Origin of the sequence: Mycobacterium sp. RTGN4 (assembly GCF_033804635.1) — a bacterium.
Lineage (GTDB): Bacteria > Actinomycetota > Actinomycetes > Mycobacteriales > Mycobacteriaceae > Mycobacterium.
Genome location: NZ_JAPZLB010000008.1, coordinates 313818 through 333791 on the forward strand (window position 1 = coordinate 313818; position 19974 = coordinate 333791).

The 19974-nt window shown below is 64.0% G+C and carries 20 protein-coding genes and 2 rRNA genes; 6 read left to right on the plus strand and 16 right to left on the minus strand.

Features of this window, described 5'->3' with window-relative positions; all coding sequences use genetic code 11:
• Window positions 1-2 precede the first annotated feature (2 nt).
• Window positions 3-797: a FadR/GntR family transcriptional regulator gene (locus SLQ30_RS19670; RefSeq protein WP_319447707.1), complete on the minus strand. Its 795-nt coding sequence runs from the start codon at window positions 795-797 to the stop codon at window positions 3-5.
• A gap of 163 nt (window positions 798-960) precedes the next feature.
• Here SLQ30_RS19670 and SLQ30_RS19675 point away from each other — a divergent pair, with 163 nt between their 5' ends.
• The 3 genes from SLQ30_RS19675 (at window position 961) to SLQ30_RS19685 (ending at window position 3054) form a co-directional block, all read left to right on the plus strand.
• Window positions 961-2427 (plus strand): aldehyde dehydrogenase family protein, encoded by a 1467-nt coding sequence (locus SLQ30_RS19675; protein ID WP_319447706.1) that lies wholly within the window; start codon window positions 961-963, stop codon window positions 2425-2427.
• A gap of 61 nt (window positions 2428-2488) precedes the next feature.
• Window positions 2489-2626 carry a ferredoxin gene (locus SLQ30_RS19680; protein WP_413468090.1) on the plus strand — a complete coding sequence of 46 codons (138 nt, stop codon included), beginning with the start codon at window positions 2489-2491 and terminating at the stop codon, window positions 2624-2626.
• Entirely contained in the window at window positions 2623-3054 is a 432-nt protein-coding gene (locus tag SLQ30_RS19685; protein WP_319447704.1) for a DUF2599 domain-containing protein, read from the plus strand. Before SLQ30_RS19680 ends, SLQ30_RS19685 begins: the two co-directional genes overlap by 4 nt.
• A gap of 13 nt (window positions 3055-3067) precedes the next feature.
• On the opposite strand, the gene SLQ30_RS19690 is transcribed toward SLQ30_RS19685, so the two are convergent.
• From SLQ30_RS19690 to SLQ30_RS19750, 13 genes are all read right to left on the minus strand, one after another.
• Window positions 3068-3790, minus strand: a complete 723-nt coding sequence (locus tag SLQ30_RS19690; RefSeq protein WP_319447703.1) for a DUF3298 domain-containing protein — start codon at window positions 3788-3790, stop codon at window positions 3068-3070.
• Between the two features lie 23 nt (window positions 3791-3813).
• Complete coding sequence (locus SLQ30_RS19695; protein WP_319447702.1) at window positions 3814-4473, minus strand: DUF3329 domain-containing protein; 660 nt, start codon at window positions 4471-4473, stop codon at window positions 3814-3816.
• A gap of 25 nt (window positions 4474-4498) precedes the next feature.
• Complete coding sequence (locus SLQ30_RS19700) at window positions 4499-5776, minus strand: MlaD family protein (protein ID WP_319447701.1); 1278 nt, start codon at window positions 5774-5776, stop codon at window positions 4499-4501.
• A complete protein-coding gene (locus tag SLQ30_RS19705; RefSeq protein WP_319447700.1) occupies window positions 5773-7038 on the minus strand; it encodes an MCE family protein in 1266 nt (421 codons plus the stop codon). Before SLQ30_RS19705 ends, SLQ30_RS19700 begins: the two co-directional genes overlap by 4 nt.
• A complete protein-coding gene (locus SLQ30_RS19710) occupies window positions 7035-8147 on the minus strand; it encodes an MCE family protein (RefSeq protein ID WP_319447699.1) in 1113 nt (370 codons plus the stop codon). The genes SLQ30_RS19705 and SLQ30_RS19710 overlap by 4 nt, the downstream gene beginning before the upstream one ends.
• Window positions 8144-9181 carry an MCE family protein gene (locus SLQ30_RS19715; RefSeq protein ID WP_319447698.1) on the minus strand — a complete coding sequence of 346 codons (1038 nt, stop codon included), beginning with the start codon at window positions 9179-9181 and terminating at the stop codon, window positions 8144-8146. Before SLQ30_RS19715 ends, SLQ30_RS19710 begins: the two co-directional genes overlap by 4 nt.
• Window positions 9182-9189: 8 nt before the next feature.
• A complete protein-coding gene (locus tag SLQ30_RS19720; RefSeq protein ID WP_319447697.1) occupies window positions 9190-10227 on the minus strand; it encodes an MlaD family protein in 1038 nt (345 codons plus the stop codon).
• A 3-nt stretch (window positions 10228-10230) separates the two neighbouring features.
• Window positions 10231-11619, minus strand: a complete 1389-nt coding sequence (locus SLQ30_RS19725) for an MlaD family protein (RefSeq protein ID WP_319447696.1) — start codon at window positions 11617-11619, stop codon at window positions 10231-10233.
• Window positions 11619-12473, minus strand: coding sequence for an ABC transporter permease (locus SLQ30_RS19730; RefSeq protein WP_319447695.1), 855 nt, complete (start codon window positions 12471-12473; stop codon window positions 11619-11621). Before SLQ30_RS19730 ends, SLQ30_RS19725 begins: the two co-directional genes overlap by 1 nt.
• Entirely contained in the window at window positions 12474-13439 is a 966-nt protein-coding gene (locus SLQ30_RS19735; protein WP_319447694.1) for an ABC transporter permease, read from the minus strand. It lies immediately after the preceding gene.
• Between the two features lie 27 nt (window positions 13440-13466).
• On the minus strand, window positions 13467-13775 hold the full coding sequence (locus SLQ30_RS19740; RefSeq protein ID WP_319447693.1) for a hypothetical protein: 309 nt from the start codon (window positions 13773-13775) through the stop codon (window positions 13467-13469).
• Window positions 13772-14938 carry an amidohydrolase family protein gene (locus SLQ30_RS19745; RefSeq protein WP_319447692.1) on the minus strand — a complete coding sequence of 389 codons (1167 nt, stop codon included), beginning with the start codon at window positions 14936-14938 and terminating at the stop codon, window positions 13772-13774. Before SLQ30_RS19745 ends, SLQ30_RS19740 begins: the two co-directional genes overlap by 4 nt.
• 91 nt (window positions 14939-15029) lie before the next feature.
• A complete protein-coding gene (locus SLQ30_RS19750; RefSeq protein WP_319447691.1) occupies window positions 15030-16208 on the minus strand; it encodes an acyl-CoA dehydrogenase family protein in 1179 nt (392 codons plus the stop codon).
• A 104-nt stretch (window positions 16209-16312) separates the two neighbouring features.
• Between SLQ30_RS19750 and SLQ30_RS19755 the strand changes: the two genes are divergently transcribed.
• The 3 genes from SLQ30_RS19755 (at window position 16313) to SLQ30_RS19765 (ending at window position 19539) form a co-directional block, all read left to right on the plus strand.
• Window positions 16313-17449, plus strand: a complete 1137-nt coding sequence (locus tag SLQ30_RS19755; protein WP_319447690.1) for an acyl-CoA dehydrogenase family protein — start codon at window positions 16313-16315, stop codon at window positions 17447-17449.
• Window positions 17450-17536: 87 nt separating this feature from the next.
• Window positions 17537-19036, plus strand: a complete 1500-nt coding sequence (locus SLQ30_RS19760) for a DNA-3-methyladenine glycosylase 2 family protein (RefSeq protein WP_319447689.1) — start codon at window positions 17537-17539, stop codon at window positions 19034-19036.
• Complete coding sequence (locus SLQ30_RS19765; RefSeq protein ID WP_319447688.1) at window positions 19036-19539, plus strand: methylated-DNA--[protein]-cysteine S-methyltransferase; 504 nt, start codon at window positions 19036-19038, stop codon at window positions 19537-19539. Before SLQ30_RS19760 ends, SLQ30_RS19765 begins: the two co-directional genes overlap by 1 nt.
• A 66-nt stretch (window positions 19540-19605) precedes the next feature.
• On the opposite strand, the gene rrf is transcribed toward SLQ30_RS19765, so the two are convergent.
• A 5S ribosomal RNA gene (gene rrf / locus SLQ30_RS19770) occupies window positions 19606-19718 on the minus strand.
• Window positions 19719-19882: 164 nt separating this feature from the next.
• Window positions 19883-19974, minus strand: a 23S ribosomal RNA gene (locus SLQ30_RS19775); the annotation flags it as partial.

Consider the following 19974-nt stretch of genomic DNA (forward strand, 5'->3'; position numbering starts at 1 on the left):
TCCTACACGAACAGGTCGATCACGCTTTCGGTCGCCAAATCGCCCCACAACATGCCCTTTCCGGCGCGCTCCATGTGCCCGCGCCAGAATTCGTCGGCCGCCGCGCCATCGCCGGCGTCGAGCAAGGAGGTCAACTTCGTGAAGGCACGAATGGTCTTCTTGAACTGGCTTTCGATCTCGCCGCGGTCGGTGGAGGTCATGACCGCACGCGACATGTGGCGGGTGGTGACTTCGCGCAGCACCGCTCCGATGAGCGCCATGGTGGTGTTGCCCGAGCGCTCCATGATCATGTCGTGGAACCGGAACGCTCCCGCCGACCATTCGCCGAAGTCTGCGCTTTCGGTGCCCTCATTGACCAGCACCGCCAACGCGCCCGCTGCGGCGTTCAGCTCGATGATGTCGACGGGGGTTCGTCGCGCGGCGAGCATACGCACGGCGGCGGGTTCCAGAACCTTGCGGGCCTCGTACACATCGGACAATGTCGCGCCGGACATCTGCAGCAGCAGCCCGAAATCGCGCGCAGCGACCGACGTCTGCGGCGAGGACACCAGCACCCCACCTCGCGAGCCACGCCGGACCACGATCAGTGATTCGCTTTCCAGGATGCGAAAGGCCTCGCGCAGCGTGGGCCGTGACACCCCGAACTGGCGCACCAACTCCACCTCGGTCGGCAGCGCGTCACCCTGCTTGAGCACACCCCGAACGATCTGGCTGCGCAACTGGTCGGCGATCAGCTCGGCGGTCTTGGGCGCGCGCACCAACCGCGACGAACCGCCGTTTGGCCTCGGATCGGTCATCTCACTCCTTGCACTCTCTCCGGACCGGCAAGTGCTTGGCAACGAGTGGCGCCAGGGTCATCGGCAAAGAGTCCATATCGTATCAACGGATGGGCTCTTGCGTTGACACATCCATTACCTAAATAATAGTCCTCTATTCCCCACGGTAGAAAGTGACGCACCAATGGCGCACGCAGCGACCCACCGGCTGTACATCGACGGCAACTGGGTCAACGGCAGCAGCGACGAGCTTCTGGACGTCGTCAATCCGGCGACCGAGGAGCTCATCGCGACGGTCCCGCAAGCAACACCGGCCGACATCGACCTCGCCGTGAGCGCTGCGCGTCGGGCGTTCGACACCGGGCCATGGCCGCGCATGCAACCGTTGGAACGCGCCGCCATCCTCGGCGCGATGGCCGCGGAGCTGGACCGTCGGCGAGCCGAACTCGTCGAGCTGAACATCGCCGAAGCGGGTTCGACCCGGATGCTGGCCGAGTTTCTCCAAGTCGGCACGCCCATCGACCATTTCAACGACCTGATTCACCGGGTGATGCCGAGTTTCGCCTTCGAAGAGCCGGTGCGCCCGATCGTCGGTCACGGCATCGGACAGGGTGTGATGGTGCGCGAGCCGTACGGTGTCGCCGCGCTGATCACCGCATTCAACTTCCCGTTCCTGTTGAACCTGGCCAAGGTCGGTCCGGCGCTGGCGGCGGGTTGTACCGCCATTCTGAAGTGCTCGCCGTACACACCGTTGGAGGCGCTCGTGCTCGGGGAGATCGCCGAGGCCGCGGGATTGCCGCCGGGCGTGCTCAACATCGTGACCGGCGACGTGGCCGCCGGCGAGGCGTTGACCCGACATCCCGGAGTGGACATCATCAGCTTCACCGGATCAGACACGGTGGGGCGCAAGGTATATGCGCAGGGCGCGGAAACCCTGAAGAAGGTGGTGTTGGAGCTGGGCGGCAAGTCGGCCAACATCATCCTCGACGACACCGACCTCGACAACGTCTTGGAGAGCGTGCTCGGCGGATTCATCACCCACGCCGGTCAGGGATGCGCGCTGCTCACGCGGATCCTGGTGCACGAGTCGTTGCACGATGAGCTGGTCGGCCGGATCACCGGTGCGCTTAACTTCATCACCGTCGGGGATCCCGCTGATCCGGCCAGCCTCGTCGGCCCGCTGATCCGGGAAGTTCAGCGGCAGCGCGTCGAGGCCTTGATTGCGGTCGGTGTTGGCGAAGGCGCACAGCTCGCGTTCGGGGGTGGCCGCCCTGCACATCTCGACAAGGGCTTCTTCCTTGAGCCGACGCTGTTCGTCGGAGTGGACAACTCGATGAAGATCGCGCGCACCGAGTTCTTCGGACCGGTGGGCGTGGTGATCCCGTTCGCCGACGACGACGAAGCCGTCCGCATCGCCAATGACAGCGAGTACGGCCTGTCGGGCGGGGTCTGGTCGGCCGACCCGGTGCGAGCGGCGACGGTGGCACGCCAGTTGCGAACCGGCATGGTCGTGATCAACGGGGGTGGCGGTGGGCTGAATCCCAGTGCTGCGTTCGGTGGGTACAAGAGCAGCGGCATCGGCCGTGAGTTCGGCGAGTTCGGACTCTCGGAATTCCTGCAGCACAAGGCCCTTCAGTGGCCGGTCAGGTAGTTCAGCGATGCGGGTAACAGTGGACCACGAGCGGTGTGAGGGTCATGGCCGGTGCTTCGCCGTGGCGCCCGAGGTCTATGACGTCGACGATGACGGTTACAGCACGATCGACGACGTCACCGTCGAGGCCGACATGGAGGATGCGGCTCGCCGGGGCGCAGCCGAGTGTCCGCTGCAGGCGATCGCGGTCACCGAATGAAGGCGAAACGCGCACTGGCCGCGACGATTACCTTGGCGGCATCGATGCTCGTGGCCACGCCGGCCCACGGTGACCCTCCCCCGCGTCCGCCCGGCGCCTGGCAGTACATCGATCACGTCGAATGGGTACGCAACGGCGACAGATCCACGCTGCGGATCTTCCCGACGTATCTGGGCTGGTTGTACTCGGGCGTGCTCACCAATGGGGCGCAAAGCTATGACGCGTGGAACGAACTGCTCGCGAACGCCCCGGACGCCAACACGCAGTCCATGCTCAATCAATTCCTCTGCTATTGGCAGATGTCGTCGTTGACGAACCCCGGCAAGATCGGCAGCTGGAAGCTCGAACCGTGGCGGCCGATCGTCACCAGCACCGTGATGGTCACCTCGGTGTGCAACCCTGGTGGCCCTGACGACGTGATCGACTGAGCGCCACCGGAACTCACTGCGTGATCGCCACGAACTCGGGCGCAATCAGGTCGGTGACCTGCTTCCACGGGATGGTGATCTGCCGCAAGCCACGCCCGAATTGGTAATCTCCGAAGTGCAGTTCGATACCGCGCGCGGTCGGAATCCAGAACTTGAAGTTGATCTCGAGGGGCGCCATCGACGGGCCGTACTCGGCCCATCCGCCCAGCGGCGGGTTCGGATACGTTGCAGGCAGGATCACCTTCGTCAAATCCGACAGCCGGGCGAGGCCGGCGCGCTTATCGACAAACAAGTTGTCCCATACAATTTGAACGCCACTTCGGGCATCGAAGACGCGGGTTCCGACGGTGTCGAACGGCATGTTGGGCAGGTCTGGGGCGTTGTACTGCCCGGAGAAGAGCTCCGAAATCGTCAGTGGCCGAAAGTCCAGCGTGCCTGTGGTGTGAAACGTCCACCGCTCCGTCCTGCTCGAACTTGCAGCGTTCAACCAGACCTGACCGTTTGCCTCGTCATCGAGGATTTGGTTGATCTGGTCGGTGATCGCAGGGTCGCCGCCCGCGATCTTCTGGTATTTCACCGACCAGTCGCCCAGCCCGTTGGGGCTGCCACCGGCAAGCTCGTCCGGTACCACGGTGTAAATCACGCCGTTGGACACCGAATCGGCAGCGGCGATGCTCACCGAGCCGAATACCAAGACCGCCGCGAAGCAGGACGCCATCGCGATTCGAGCGAACATGTGCAACCTCACGTCAATTCCGGTTAAGGAAGGTCTACCTTGCTGGCCAGCCACCGACCGTTGACGCGTTCCATCGTCATCACGAGGCGACTGCGATCCATCCGCGGCTGGGGGTTGAGCTGGTTCGTGACGGCCTGGTCGACGAACAGCATGACTTCCACCTTGTCCTTGGTGGCCGACTTGATACCCGCCCCGACCACCTTGCCCTGACTATTGGCCTTGTTGTCGATCAACAGCTGCCTGAGGTCGCCGCTGGACTGGCTGTACATGTCCTTGAATTCGCCTGTCGCACCGTCCAGTACGGCCGTGAAGTTTTCGTCGAGCTTGTTCGCATCCACCGTGGTTAGGATCACCGCGTATTGCTGGGCGGCCGCGAGCGCCTGTTGACCCGCCTCGGCGACCGCGCGCTCCGAATTCAGCTTCCAGCCCAGCACGCCTGCCGCGGCCAGCGAACCGATCACCACTGCGACCACCGCGCCACGGGCGACCCACCGCGTCCACCGTCGGCGCGCAGGCGGAGTGTCTTCTGCCCCATCCGTTTCGGGCTCGGCAGTGTCCTCCGAATCGGACTCCGCGTCGGACTCGGCGTCGATCCGTTCGTCGGGCGTGTCGGGTTGGCCGTCGTCCGCTGGGGATTCATCCGAATCGGTGGGCGCCGATATGGCTTGGCCATTACTCGTCATGCTGATACTCCTTCATTCTCCTCGGTCAAGGTCCGCTCGGCGGCGGCGGCATGGGAAAGTCCGGCCCCGCGTAGGGAGTGGGAATCGTCAACGGACCCTTCGGGGTTGGATCCGCTCGCTGCAATGGGTTGGCGCCAGGAGGTGGCCCGGCGGTGTCGTCACCCGGCGGACGTGGGGCATTTCGGGCGCCACGCACCAGCACACTGGGATCCGGATTCGGGCAGTACGTGTACAGATAGGGCTCGGGAAAGTCGGCCACCGAAGGTGGCGCGTGAGGCAGGTCGTAGTCACACGAGTACCGCTGATAGAGGCTGACGGCGCCCCACACGCCGCCGTCGTGGAACGTGCTGCCGAGCGCCTCGAGGGCGGACCCCTCTCGATTTACCGGGAAGAAGAACTCCTCCAAGGCCGGCACGCGCATGTAGGAGAGTTGGGAAACAGTGGTCAAATTGCCGAGCAGCTGCACCATCGTCGGCGAGTTGTCTGCGAACAGGTTGTCGATACCGTGAAATGTCGCTGGCCCGCGATCCAACAGCGTGCGATACCCGCGGTCCATCCGCTCGACCCCGCCGAGCACCTTGGTGAGGTTCTTCGAGGTCGCTTGCAGCCCGGGGCTGACATCGCTGAGGGTCGCGAGCACCACCTTGCTGTTGTGCAGTAAGCGAACAGTCTGAGGCAGCACCGAGTCCAACGTCGACGCCAGGAAGGTGCCGCCATCGAGCAGCGCTTGAAGCTTCTTGGGGCCCTCCGGTCCGACACCGAGCTCGGTGATGATCGTATTCAGCTGTGCGGGGTCGATTTGGGCCAGCGTGCCGTCCGTGTCGCCGAGCAGGGAGGCCAGCGTGACCGGCGTTTTTGTTCGCTCCCTTGCGATTTCGGCTCCGCTGGCGAGGTAGGGCCCCGCTTCGCTGGTCGACTCGAAGTTGAGGTACTGCTCTCCCGCTGGGGACAATCCCGATACGTTGATGTCACTGCTCGCCGGAATGTCGACGTCGGAGTCCACTGCCGCGACGGCGACGACGCCGTCGGGTGTGAGGTCGATGGAGCGCACCTTCCCGACGGGCACGCCACGTAGCGTGACGTCCTGTCCGGGCAGCAACCCACCGGATTCCGCAAGATGGACGCGGACGAGTTTCGGTGTGTCGGCGGGGTTTACGCGTAGCGTGCCGAACACCAGGTAGGCGACACCGAACACCAGCGTCGCCGCGAGTGCGCCCGCGGACACCCACAGCCGCCTGACGCGAACCGCGCGCACGGCGGTGATGATCCAGCGGGCCACCCGCTCGACGACCGGATTGCTCATGGCGTTCCGCCTGACGCTGGGGGCGGTACGTCGCTGCTGCCTTCGAGTGGCGGCGGGAACACCGGCGGGCCAGGCAACGTATTCGGCACCGGCGCCGGGCCAGGCAACGCGGCGTCCGGCGGGGGCACCGTGCCCGGCGGCGGGGTCGGTGGCCCCCACACCTTGTCGCGCAGCCTCATGAGTTCATAGCTGATGCTGCCGATGAAGTTGCGGACATCGCTGCGATCCGGTCCGCGGCTGCCGGGGTCGATGGGATGGTGCGGATCGGCAAAGGCGCCGACCGCAACGTCCTGCAGGTCGATGTCGACGTGAGCCGATGTCGCGTTCGTGAGTTTGACGACTGGCCCGAATATGCGGTTGATCGCTGCCACCGATTCGCCAGGCGCAGTCGCCGCATCGTTGAGTTCACTCGACAGTCGATTGAGGTCGGCCATCATGCTGCGCGATTTCTCGCCGCGAATCGATGGGAACTTGGCCAGTTGCAACGTGATTCGATTCACCTGCGCGACGAGATCGACGATTCGGCCGGTGTTGTCGGAGATGGTACTCAACGCGGGGTTGGAGGCATTGAGCGCGTCATCGATGGTCTGCTGCCGAGCAGATAGCGTCGCGGCAAGATCACTCGTCTGACTCAGCGCGCCCTTGATCGCCTCGGATCGGGCCGCGAGGTTGTCGAGCAGGACCCTTGACTCATCGAGCAACTGGCCGAGGCTTTCGCCCTTCCCCCCCAACGCCGCACCGAGCCCGTTGACGATCTTCGTCAGATTGCGCACGGCGCCCCCGTTGACCAGGAGCGACGACGTCGACAGCACTTCTTCGATGGTCGCGGCCGACTTCGTGCCCTCCAGCGGAATCGAGTCTCCGGAGCGGAGCATCGGCGCCCCCGCGACCCGGGGCGGCGCCTTGAGCGCCACGAACACATCGCCCAACGGAGTGGCCGAGCGCAGTTCCACCGTTGTCCCAACGGGAATCTCGACATCGGATCTGATCTTCATGGTGACCACGGCGGTGTAGTTCCGCGCCGTCATGGAGTCGACCTCGCCCACATCGGCGCCGGCCAACCGCACCTTGGCCTTGGCAGGCAAATTGAGCGCATTCGCAAAGGTTGCGGTCAGGGAATAGGTGTCCGAACCCGCGGTCGGAGCCGGAAGCGGCAGGCTCTCGAGGCCAGCTGAACATGCTGTGGCAGTACCTATCACCGATATCGCCGCGAAGGCCGCGAGCTTCGTACGGATCCCCGCGGAGAAGACTGGTGTACTCATTTGGGTAGTCCCGCCAGGCCCTCGAGCATGCTCGTCAGGCCGAAGTCGGGACCGAAGTCCTGAATCGTCCCGGTGGCGCAGCCCAGCTGTCGCATTCCCAACAGGTTGCACATTTCCTTCGTGAGTTGGCCGTTGAGCATGATCTTGTCGAGTGTGGGATGAGCGCGGATGGCCCCCTTGCCCTGGTCGACCATGTTGTAGACGTTGTCCAGCAACATCGGCAGCAAGTCGAGCGTCTCGGAAAGCTCTCGGCGGTAGTCCGACATCGCCTTCGTCACCGTTTGAGTGTTGGAGACCGTTGAATGCAGTGTGTCGCGGTTCTTTTCGAGTAGGTCCGCGGTCTGGGTCAATATCGTGTTGATCCGCGCACCGGTGGACCCGCTGCCCAACTGCTCGTCAGCCAGCACCGCGCTGAGTTGTCTGATGGAGGTACCGAATTCGCGGATGGTCTGGTCATTTGCGACCGCGGCAGCGCTCAGGTTGTCCAGGCTGGTGACGATGGTGGTGATGGCGTCCTTGGTCGGCGCCCCTCGATCCGCACTCAGCTTCAACGCCTCGGACAACTTGCCGAGCGAGTTCTTGATGTCGACACCCTTGCCGTTCGTCATCGCCGCACCCACGTTGAGCAGATCCGCGATCGGTCCTTGTCCGTGCCCGTCGCCTTGCAGCTGCACGGCCAACCGGTCGGCCATCGCCAGCACCCGGTCGAACTCAACGGGCGTCTTGGTTCGCCGAAGACTCAGAGTGTCGTGGTCGGACAGTGTCGGTCCGCCCTTGTACACGGGGGTGAATTCGATGTGCCGATCGGTCAGGATCGACGTGGACACCGTCACCGCCTGGGCGTCGGCCGGGATTTTGACCCCTCCATCGACGTGCATCGTGACTTCGACGTAGGCACCTTTGGGATCGATCTTGGTGACCTTTCCCACCGGCATGCCCAGGATCGCCACCGAGTTTCCTTCGTAAAGCCCGTTGGCGTTGTCGAATTGAGCGGTAAGCGTCATTCCCGGAGCGGTCAGACCCGCCAGCGGGGAGCTGGAGCAGCCTGCGGCGACCACCGCGAGGACGATGAGCGCCACCGACTTGACGATGCGATCGATACGGCTCATTTGCAGTCCTGGAAGTAGGTGGGCAGGTTGAACTGCTCGGCCCGTCCGCTGATCGCGCACATCCACGAGTCCAGCAATTCGCCTCCCGATGAGGTGAAGTCGAACTCGTTGCCGCTGCCGGTCGCATTGGCGAAGTTCCGCAACGGCACCGGAGTCATCTGCAGCATGCTGCGGAACAGCGCGTCGTTCTTTCCCAACGATTGCAACATTCCGTTGAGGTTGGCCAGTAGCTCGTCGATCTGATGCCGATCCCCGACCAGGATCGGCTGCAGTTGGTTGACCAGTTTGGTGGTGGCGTCGATGAGCCGGACGATGAGTTGGCGGCGCGCCGCCAGATCGCCCACCACCTCGTGCCCCTGTCTGACAAGGACGCCCAGGCTCTGCTGCTGTCTGCCGAGTAGGCCGGTGATCTGTTCGCTGCTCGTCAGCAGCGCACCGACCTGGTCGCGGCGTCCCGAGATGACGGACGCGAGGCGTTCGACGTTGCGCAGGGCCTCGGGCAGGATTTCGGGGGTGCCCTTCACCTGGTCGGCCAACGTGGTCAGGGATTGGGCGATCTTCTCGGCGTCGACCGCTTCGAACGTCGTAGTGGCGTCCTGCAGCGTCTGCTGCAGATCGTAGGGAACGACGGTGTTGGACAACGGGATCCGCCGATTCGGAAGGTCCTTAGCGCCGGCTGGCCGCAGCTCGACATAACGGGAGCCGAGGAGCGTGGTCATTTTGATCGAGGCCTGTGTCTGGTCGCCGATGTGCACGTCGTCCTGAAGTTTCATCGTCACCAGAACGCGGTCGCCGTGGAGCGCAACACCTTCCACCGCCCCGATATGAATGCCCGCGACGGTGACCAAGTCGCCGTCGCTCAGTCCGGCCGCTTGGGCGAACTCCGCTTGATAACTGGTCTTGCCGATCCCGATCGACGAAAGACCCAGTGCGGTAGCCAGCGTCACGACGATGGCGACGACGGTGATGATCCCGAGTCGAAGCGCGCCGTACTGCTCGATCGGGCGGTGAAGGAAGTGCTTGATCTTGTCCATCGCCATCCTCATCGACAGATCGGGCTGTGTTTGATTTGGCCACCGGGAGTTGCGTGTTCCACGATCCAGGGGATCAATCTGGTCAGGCGCGGGAACAAGGTGATCCTCAGGTCGCAGGCATACACGTCGAGGTATGACCCGTTCTGGCTGAACCGGGACAACCCCTTCAGCAGCAGCGGGACGTTGTAGCCGAGGTATGCGAAGCCCTGCTTGTTGTCCATGAAGTGCTGCGCGAAGCCCGGCTGCCGATTCAGCCACGCATCGAGATCGGGCTGTACATCGCCGACTACGTTGGCGATCCTGCCTGCGACGATGGAAACCTGATCAAGATTGTTCACCAATTCGTTGCGGCGCTGCGCCAATCCGTCGAAGACCGCCTTGGCCTGGGTGATCGTGCCGTCGAGGTCGCTGCTGCGTTCGGCCATCGAATGCACGACCGTGTTCAGGTTGGTGAGCACCCCGTCAAGGATCTGGTCGGTACCCGAAAACGACTCCGCAAGTTGGGTGGTCTGGGCGATCAGCGTGGTGATCGACCCGGTGTCACCCTGGAGCGCCCGCACGATCGCGGTGGTGACATTGTCCACCTGTTGCGGATTGAGCAGTGTGAACAGCGGTTCAAAACCGTTGAGCAGACCGGAGATATCGAAGGACGGCTCGGTGTGCGAGACGGGGAGCTGGGCTCCCGCAGGCAGGGGCTTGGGTGCGCCGAAGTCGGCGAGGGAAAGGCCCACATAGCGTTGTCCGATGATGTTCTGATAGGTGATCGAGGCCTTGGTGTTGCCGTACAGCGTCTGTTCGGATTGCACGCGGAACCCCACCTGAGCCAGGGTGCCGTCCAGCTTCACGGAATCGACCCGGCCTACTTGAACCCCCGCCATCCGTACTTCGTCGCCGACCTTCAGACCTGACACGTCGGTGAACACAGCGGAGTAGGACTTCGTGGCGCCGTCGACGTTTCGTTGCAGCGTGACGAACACCGACCAGATCAGCGCGAAGCAGATGGTCACGAAGACACACAGCCCGATCAGTGGCTTGCGATACGACATCTGTTACCCCTGTCCGGGATTGGGCGGCGTGGCGAGCGGATCGGGCGGGGGTCCCGGCGCCTCGGCGGGCAGCGCTGGCCCTGGGTCCGGCGGCACGCCTTGGTCGGGCACGAGTTGCACCGTGTTGCCGCGCGCTACCGGGCCGAGCAGCAGTTCGGAGGCGGGGTTGGTATCCGGACCCAGTATCTGCTGCAGCTGTTGGCGTTCCTCCGGGCTGCCCACCGAGCCGACGTTGCCTCCGGCGATCTCGGGCGGGATGGGATAGTTCCGGGGATTCAGTCCCTGTGGCATCGCGGGCGGCAGGGCCGTTTCCGGTGCGGTCCGACAGCTTGGGCCTTCCATCTGACCGTAACGGGGGCAGTCCTGGCGGGTGTACATCCGGTTCGGCGTGAACACGACCATGAACTTGCCAAGTGCGACGTTCCTCCCTGGCTTCCAGACCTCCTCCATGAACTTGTTGGACACGTGCTCGATCCGGCTGCCGATCGTGCTGAATTGGCTTCCACCGTCGGCGATCACACCGAGTACCGGCGACAGCTGCGAGGTGATCACGATGAGGTGGTCGGTGTTGTTCTCGAACGCGGTGGCAGCGGTGGAGAGCGTATTCAGCCCAGTCGACAAGAAATTGGCGAGCTCGTCCCGCTTCTCGGCGATCGTGCGCATCGGCACGATGGCCTGGTGAAGGCTGTCCAGTAGGTCCGGCGCAGAGGTCTGCAGGCCCTGCAAAGCCTCCGACAGCGTGCCGAGGGTAGACGGTGTTCCGTCGGACGCCATCACTGCATTCAGTTCGTGCACAATCCGTTTGGCGCCCCCGCCGGCAGCGGCTATCGAGTCGCCACGGCCGTTGGTCGCCTCGGCAACCGCGGCCAGAATGCCCAAGGTGTTGTGTTGAGCCGGCCGACTGGTCGCGGCAACGATGTCGCGCAGCTTCGTCAGCGCCGTCTGGAACTGCACGGTGGCCAGGCTCTGGTCTTCGAATATTTCCGCGCCGCGGCGCAACGCCGGGGCAGCGCCGTTGTCGATCAACTGGATCGACGATACGGCGAAGACGTTGCTAGGCACCACGCGTGCGGTCACCGAGCTCGGAATCATGTCGGCGTATCGGGGGTCGAGGTTGACCCGCACGGTGTTGGGCTGCCCGCTCGTCGCGGGGGTGACGTCATCGACCACACCGACGAGCGCGCCGCGGAATTTGACATCGGACTTGGCGGGCAGCCCGTCACCGATGTTCGTGAGCAGCACGGTCACGCCGACCGACTTGTTGAACACGCCCTCGGACTTGGCCACCGCGAAGGCGGTCAGGAGCGCGGCCGCCACCACCAACACGACGCCCCGCAGGAAGTGCTGCGCCGTCGAGACCTCCTTGCCCGCCGACTCGAGTCTCTGGGTCATCAGCCGCCTAGCCTCGCGCCGGAACCGATGCCCCAAAGACCTACGGTGAGTAGCAAGTTGGCGATGATCATCACCGAGATGCTGGCGCGCATCGCCCGGCCGGCCGCGATCCCGACGCCTTGGGGGCCACCGGTCGCGAAGTAGCCGTAATAGCACTGGATCGTCGACGTGATGATGACGAAGATCTCCGCCTTGATCACCGAATACACGATGTCAGTGCCGTTGAGCACCAAGCGGAAGTAATGCTCGAAGGAGCCGCTGGACATTCCACCCGAGAACGTCACGAGGGTCTGCACGGCAAGGTAGTTCACCACCAGGCAGACGATGTAGAGCGGAATGATCGCGACGGAGGATGCCAGCAAGCGAGTCGTCACCAAATACGGAATGGGCCGGATGGCCAGTGATTCCAGCGCGTCGATCTCTTCGGAGATCCGCATCGAGCCCAGTTGGGCGGTGAACCGGCAGCCCGCCTGCGACGCGAAGGCCAGCGAGGCCATGATGGGAGCGAGTTCACGGGTCGCCACCGTCGACGACACCAGCCCGGTGGCGGGCTCGAGGCCGAGCAGGTGCAACGCCTGGTATCCCTCGATGCCGACGATCGCGCCCGCCGACGCACCAAGCAGGATGATGACCCAGGCCGTGCCACCGCCCACCACGATCGAGCCGTTACCCCAGGTGACGTCCGAGAGCGTGTGTAGGAACTCCCGTCGATAACGCGTCAACGTCAGCGGTATCGAGGCGACGGCGCGCCAGAAGAACGAGAACATGTGGCCGAGCCGGACACCACCGTCGACGACCGGTCGGGTCGCCAGGACAAGGGGCCGCAGGCCGCGCGGGTAGTAGGGCGCGGCCATCTAGAGCGACACCTTCGGGAAGAGCAGGACATACATTTCGGTGAAGACGACGTTGGTGATCATCAGCAGCAAGATGGACGCCACGACGGTGGCGTTGACGGAGTTGGCCACCCCGGCAGGCCCGCCCTTCGTGCTCAATCCCTTGTTGCAGGCGACCACCGCGACGATCGCGGCGAACACCACCGCCTTGATGAGCGTAAGCACCAGATCGCCGACCGTCGCGAACGACGCGAACGTCATCAGAAAGCTGCCGGGGGCACCGTTCTGGACGTAGGTGTTGAACAGATAGCCCGCGAGGAATCCGATGAAGCAGACCAGACCGGTCAACGACAGCCCCACCACGATCGCGGCGGCCAGCCGCGGAACAACCAACCGACGTATCGCCGAGATGCCGAGTACTTCCAAGGCGTCGACTTCTTCGCGGATCGTGCGGGAGCCCAGGTCGGCGCACACCGCGGAACCGACGGCGGCGGCCATCAGCAGCGCGGCGACAAGTGGCGCACCTTGCTTGATGACGGCGAGTCCACTGGCCGCGCCGGCCAACGAGGTTGCCCCGACCTGCCCCGCGAGTAGGGCGAATTGGATTTGCAGCGTGACGCCGATGGGTATCGCTACGCACATCGTCGGAAGGACCGCCGTCGAGGCCATGAACGCCGCCTGATGCACGAACTCACCGAAGGGGAATCGCCACCTCACGATGTCGACGAACAGGTACTGCAATGCCCGAAGCCCTAATATGCATTGGCCACCAACGGTTTCCAGCGATGCGATCGGGTGACGACGGACGTACCCGCGGGCCCATTCGCCGATCTCACCGGTCGCCGACTCGGTTTCCGGCTTGGGCGACGTCGTCGTCGATTCCGCGGCCTCGTCCGGAACCGGTGGTGCCTCGGTCGCCGTCTTGGGTGGCGTGGGGTCGGCCAGCCCGACTGATGACTCGGTTACCGTCTTGGGTGGCGTCGTCATTGACTCCGTGGCCTCGTCTCGACTCGATCAGTTCGGCTGCGCGTCGGCGCTGGCAGTCGGCGGCGTGGTCCCGAATCGGCGGGCATAGGCAGTATTGGCGTGCTCCTGCTCGCGATATCGGGCCTCACTGGCCGTAAGCAGTGCGATCCGCTCTTCGAGCAACTGAATGCGCCGCGCGTCCGGATCCCCTTGGCGGCGTAATTGGTTCAGCTCATGCTGTTCTGCCGCCAGTTCCTCGGCCAGCCGGGCCGCCACCTCGCCGAAGGTCAACAGGTCGTAGTCGTCGCCGTCCGGTCGCTCGACGGGCTGATCGGTGTGCGGATGACCAGCTGTCACGAGCCACCGTCGCCGAAGTGCAGTAGCTCGCGCGCGTTGAGTTCGACGATGCGGTGAGCATCCGCATCCGGCACATCAATGAGGTTCTCCGCGATTCGCTTGCGGCTGTTGGGCCAGTTGGAGTCCGAGTGCGGATAGTCGACTTCGATCATCATCTTGTCGATGCCGATGGCGTCCCGGGACGCCACTCCGTGGACGTCATCGATGAAGCATCCCCAGATGTGTCGACGGAAGAGGTCAGATGGCCGATCGGTACTGCTGATGTCTTGATACCAACGGTGCCGCTCCCACGTGTAGTCCAAACGTTCGAGCAGGTAGGGAATCCAGCCGACACCGCCCTCGGACAGCATGAATTTCAGGTTCGGATGGCGTTGCAGCATACCGGAATACACCAAGTCTGCCGTTGACCACATCAAGTTGGTGGAGAACGTCGCGATGGCGACCGCGAACGGGGCGGTGTCCTCGGGTGACTGGGGGCTGGCGAACGAGAACCCCGGTACGTAGCCGCCTGCGCCAAAGTGCAGGCACACCGGCATGTCCGCGGCTTCAAGCGCGTCCCACAGCACCTCCCAGTGAGTCTCATGGTGGAAGGACGGCAACCCGAGCGGCACCGGGCTGTCGGGGAAGGACACCGCTTTGGTGCCGATGCCAGCCAGCCGTTGGACTTCGGCGGCGGCCAACGCCGGATCCCATGTCGGCAGGATCCCCAGTGGTATCAATCGATCGGGCGCGCTCGCGCACCATTCCTCGACCTGGAAGTCGTTCCATGCGCGGACGCATTGCAGGGCAAGGTCTTTGTCGTTGGACCGCTGGAAAACGCCGCCTCCAAAGCCAGGGAACGAAGGGAAGCACAACGCGGCATGCACGCCGTCGATGTCCATGTCCCTGACCCGCTCGACGGGGTCGTAGCAACCCGGGATCATGTGGTCGTAGCGAACCGGCTCCATGCCGTACTCCGACGGAGGCTTCCCGGCGACCGCGTTCAGGCCGATCTGCGGGTAGATCTGGCCTTCGTAGCGCCACACTTGGTGACCCGCCGACGTCTCGATGATCTGGGGGCCATGCTCACGGTGTTCAGCAGGCAGCCGCTCCTGCCAGACCTGAGGGTGCTCGATGACATGGTCGTCGACCGAGATGATCTTCATCCAGTCCTGCAGCGGCATAAGTTCCTCCAGCGGGTTGTCTACTGTTCGCCAATTCGTTTGTTCGCTAATTCATTTGAGCTAGTTGGACACACGAGCCCGTGTGTCCCCATCATCCGCGCGGCAACCCCAGGGCCCGCTCGGCGATGACGTTGCGCAGTACCTCGTTGGTGCCCCCGGCGATGGTGTACGCCCGGCCGTACAGGAACGCGTCCTGCCACCAGCCGTCGTCGTACGCGTGCCGGTCGCCTTCGACGCGTATGCCGTCGTGGCCCTGCAGGGTCATGCCGTACTCGTGCAGCGCCAAGTTGACCTCGCTGAAGAGGATCTTCGACACCGCGGCGTCGCCGGCATCACCTGACCCATGCAGTGCCCGGGATTCGCCGAATGCCGAGACCAGCGAGTTCACGTGGACGTCGGCGACGAGCCCGCCGATCGCCTGACGCACGTCATGCCGTTGGATGGCCGGCTTCCCGTCCCTGGACACTCGGCGTGCCAGCCCGAGCAGCCGCTCGATGGCGCCGAACAACGCGACACCGGCTCCCGCGCCGGACCTTTCCCTGGCCAAGCTCGCGGTGGTCGCCGCCCACCCTTCGTGCTCAACCCCGATCACGCGGTCGGCGGGAATCCGAACGCCATCGAGAAACACCTCATTGAAGTCCGAGGTGCCGGTGATCTCGCGCAGTGGCCGTACCTCGACTCCCGGGGCGTGCATGTCCATTGCGAAGGCGGTGATACCCGCGTGCTTGGGCGCGTCTGGATCGGTGCGGGCAAGCAAATAGCCCAAGTCGGCGTGTTGGCCGTTGGTGGTCCAGACCTTCTGCCCGTCGACGACGTAGGCGTCGCCGTCGCGGCGCGCTCGCGTTCGCAAGCTGGCGAGATCGCTGCCGGCGTCGGGCTCACTGAACAGTTGACACCAGATGTCTTCACCCGACCGTATCCTCGGTAGGAAGCGCTCCTTTTGCGCCTTTGTCCCGAAGTCGATGATCGCCGACGCAGCGAGCAGACCGCCCCCGACGGGTCCCGGCGCGCCAGCGCGGATCAACTCTTGGCTTACCACCGACTGGTGAAGCGGGTGCGGTTTCAGCAAACCGCCGTACTCGGTCGGCCAATTCGCGCCGAGAAGTCCCTCGGAGAACAGCCTGGCGGTCCATTCGCGCAACGCTGGGACTTCGTGTGCCTCTGGAGCGCGGACGCCCGTTCGGTCGTGCTGACTGGGGGCATATCGGGCGGCGAGGTCATGAACCCGTCGCCGCAGGTCAACGAGCTCGCTGTCCTGATTAAGGCGCATTCCTCCCCCTTTCGACCGCCGTGGCACTGGGTATCACCTTAATCAGTGTACTGTTATCTTGGCAATGCGGTTGCCGATTCCGTCCTTCATCCAAGGAGCATTGCGTGGACTTCGAGCTCACCGACGAGCAACGCGGACTCGTCGAATCGTCCCGATCCCTACTTGCCGCCAAGGCCCCACTCGAGGCCACGCGCAAGCTCATCGAGGGGACAGCCGGTTTCGACCCCGAGTTGTGGCGGCTCGGCGTCGAAGTCGGTTGGCCGGCGCTTGCGATCCCGGAGGCCGACGGCGGTCTGGGCCAGCAACTCGTCGACCTTGCACTGGTGGCCGACGAACTCGGGCGCAGTCTGACGCCGACCCCCTTCATCCCCACTGTGGTGGTTGCCGACGCAGTCGCTCGATCCGACATCTCCGGCAAGTCGAAGATGCTTCAGTCGATCGCCGAAGGTTCGGCAACGGCAGCGTGGGCCTTCGCCGAACCCGGGCAGCCGTGGTCTCCCGATGGCATCCAGACCACGGCGGACAAGCGGTCGACGGGCTACGTACTCAACGGTACGAAAGCCAATGTGCAGGATGCCGATTCCGCGCAGTGGCTACTGGTTGACGCCCTCGTCGACGCCCAGCCCGCCCGGTTCATCGTGCCTGCGGATTCGGCCGGGATACGCATTGAGCGTCAGCACACGCTCGACGTCACGCGAAAGTACTGCGACGTCATCTTCGACGGCGTCACCGTCTCCGACGACGCAATGTACGCGGCAGGCGACGTGGCGCAGACCGAGATTGCGCGCTCATCCCACGTCAACCTCGTGCTGGCCTGCGCCGAACTGACTGGGGTCGGAAAGAAGCTGCAAGAGCTGACACTCGATTACGTCGCCCAACGAGTTCAGTTCGGGAGGCCGGTGGGCAGCTATCAGGCCGTCAAGCACAAATGCGCGAACATCCGCATGTGGGTGCAATCCGCCACCGCAGCAAGCTATTACGCGGCGATGGCGGTCGACGCACAGACCTCCGATCGTGCACAAGCGGTCAGCGTGGCGAAGGTGTGCGCATCCGAGGCGATCCCCAAGGTCGCAGGCGAGGCCCTGCAGCTACACGGCGGCGTTGGTTTTACCTGGGAACACGATCTACACCTCTATCTGCGCCGCGCGCGTACCAACGCACTCCTCTATGGCGACGCCATCCACCATCGGGAACTGCTCTGCACCTACCTGGAGGGTGCAAACGTCGCCAACGCGAACTGATTGTCGGGAGGTGTTTGTAGCAGGACGCTCGACATCCATGTCGGTTTTCCGCCAGTCATGTCGGTGCTCACATGTAAGTGTGGACGCATGTACGAGGATTTCGACCGCTGCTACCGGGCCGTCCAGTCCAAGGACGCCCGCTTCGACGGTTGGTTCGTCACCGCCGTACTCACGACGAAGATCTACTGCAGGCCCAGCTGTCCGGTACGGCCACCGTTCGCCCGCAACGTGCGGTTCTATCCCACAGCGGCGGCGGCGCAGCGGGCGGGTTTCCGGGGCTGCAAGCGCTGCCGCCCGGACGCGTCGCCCGGCTCACCTGAGTGGAACGTCCGCGGCGACGTCGTGGCCAGGGCCATGCGGCTCATCGCGGACGGCACGGTCGACCGCGACGGAGTGACGGGCCTGGCGGCCCGCGTCGGCTATACGACCCGGCAACTGGAACGCCTACTTCAGGCCGAGGTCGGTGCCAATCCGCTCGCGTTGGCCCGTGCACAGCGCACGCAAACCGCGCGGGTGCTGATCGAGACGACCGAGCTGCCATTCAGCGACGTCGCCTTCGCCGCCGGCTTCTCCAGCATCCGCCAGTTCAACGACACCGTCCGCGCCGTATGTGCGCTGACGCCGACGGCACTGCGCGAGCGATCCCGAAACAAGTTCGGCCGCAATCAATCCACGGGATCTGGGGTCCTCACGCTACGACTGCCGGTGCGTACACCGTTCGCCTACGAGGGACTGTTCGGACACCTCGCGGCGACCGCAGTGCCAGGCGTCGAGGAAGTGCGCGACGGCGCATACCGACGCACACTTCGACTGGCATCGGGCAACGGCATCGTGAGCCTGACGCCAGGGCCCGACCACGTCCATTGCGAGCTGGTACTCGACGACTTCCGCGATCTATCGACGGCCATCGCACGATGCAGGCGACTACTGGATCTGGATGCCGACCCCGAAGCGGCAGTCGACGTACTGAGCGCGGACCCTCGCCTCGCCGCAGTGGTTGCGAAGGCACCGGGACAACGGATTCCACGCACCGTCGACGAATCTGAACTCGCCCTACGGGTAGTGATCGGCCAGCAGGTGTCGATTAAGGCGGCGCGCACCCACGCCCGTCGGCTAGTCGAGGCATACGGATCTCCGCTTCACGACGGGAGCGGCGGCCTGACCCATGTCTTTCCCAGCGTCGCTCAGTTGGCCGACATCGACCCGGCGCTGCTCGCGTTCCCGAAGGCACGGCAGCGCACGTTCGTCGCGCTCGTCCGGGCCCTGGCCGACGGCGACGTCGTGCTCGACCCGGGCTGCGACTGGAATCGCGCACGCGCGCAGCTGCTCGCCATTCCAGGGATCGGCCCGTGGACAGCGGAAGTCATCGCCATGCGCGCACTCGGCGACCCCGACGCATTTCCGGCGAGCGACCTCGGCGTGTTACTCGCGGCCAAACAGTTGGGCCTACCGAGTGAGCCCCGCTCACTCATCGAACACAGCGCGCATTGGCGACCTTGGCGGGCCTACGCGACCCAACACCTATGGACCGCCCTCGATCACGAGGTCAACGACTGGCCGCCACTGGCCACGCGAAAGGAAAACTAATGGAGGCCATACAAGTTCGCACCGTCGACAGCCCCGTCGGCCCACTCACCCTTGCAGGCACGGACGGCCGGCTGAAGCACCTTCGGATGGTCGATCAGACTTACGAGCCCAGCCGCCAAGGATGGGAGCGCGACGACGCGGCGTTCGCCGACGCGGTCGCTCAACTCGACGCGTACTTCGCAGGCGAATTGCTCGAGTTCGACTTGGAGCTCGATCTCGTCGGCACGGAATTTCAACGCAGGGTCTGGGGAGCACTGCTTACCATTCCGTACGGCGAGACGCGGTCATACGGCCAGATCGCTCAACAGATCGATTCACCGTCGGCGTCCCGCGCAGTTGGATTGGCCAATGGACACAATCCGATCGGCATCATCGTTCCGTGCCACCGTGTCATAGGCGCGAATGGCAGCTTGACTGGCTATGGCGGCGGATTGCACCGCAAGAAGAGCCTGCTCGAAATGGAGAAGAATCGAATTGCTCCAGTGGCTACGCTATTCGACTGATAATTCGAATTGAATCAGAAATGCCTGTACCCCCCAATCGGAATTGGGGGGTACAGGTTAATGGGTGTTCGGCGGTGTCCTACTTTTCCACCCGTATGGGTAGTATCATTGGCGCTGGTAGGCTTAGCTTCCGGGTTCGGGATGGGTCCGGGCGTTTCCCTGCCGCTGTTGCCGCCGTAACTCTATTTAATTAAGCCCCGTGTCTTGGTCAAAACACCATTTTGGTGGTGGTGTTTTTGGTGGTGGGGTGTGATGTTTCGTTGATTCGTGTTTCGTGGTTGCGAGGCATGTTTGTGGTGTTACACACGATTTCCACAGTTGGGGTTTTGTTACCCGTTGGGGTGTGTGTAAGTTTTCGGCCGGTTAGTGCCAGTTCCCTGCGACTATTACTAGTCTTCTAGGTCTGGTCTATCGATCCCGTGGTCTGCGGGGGGC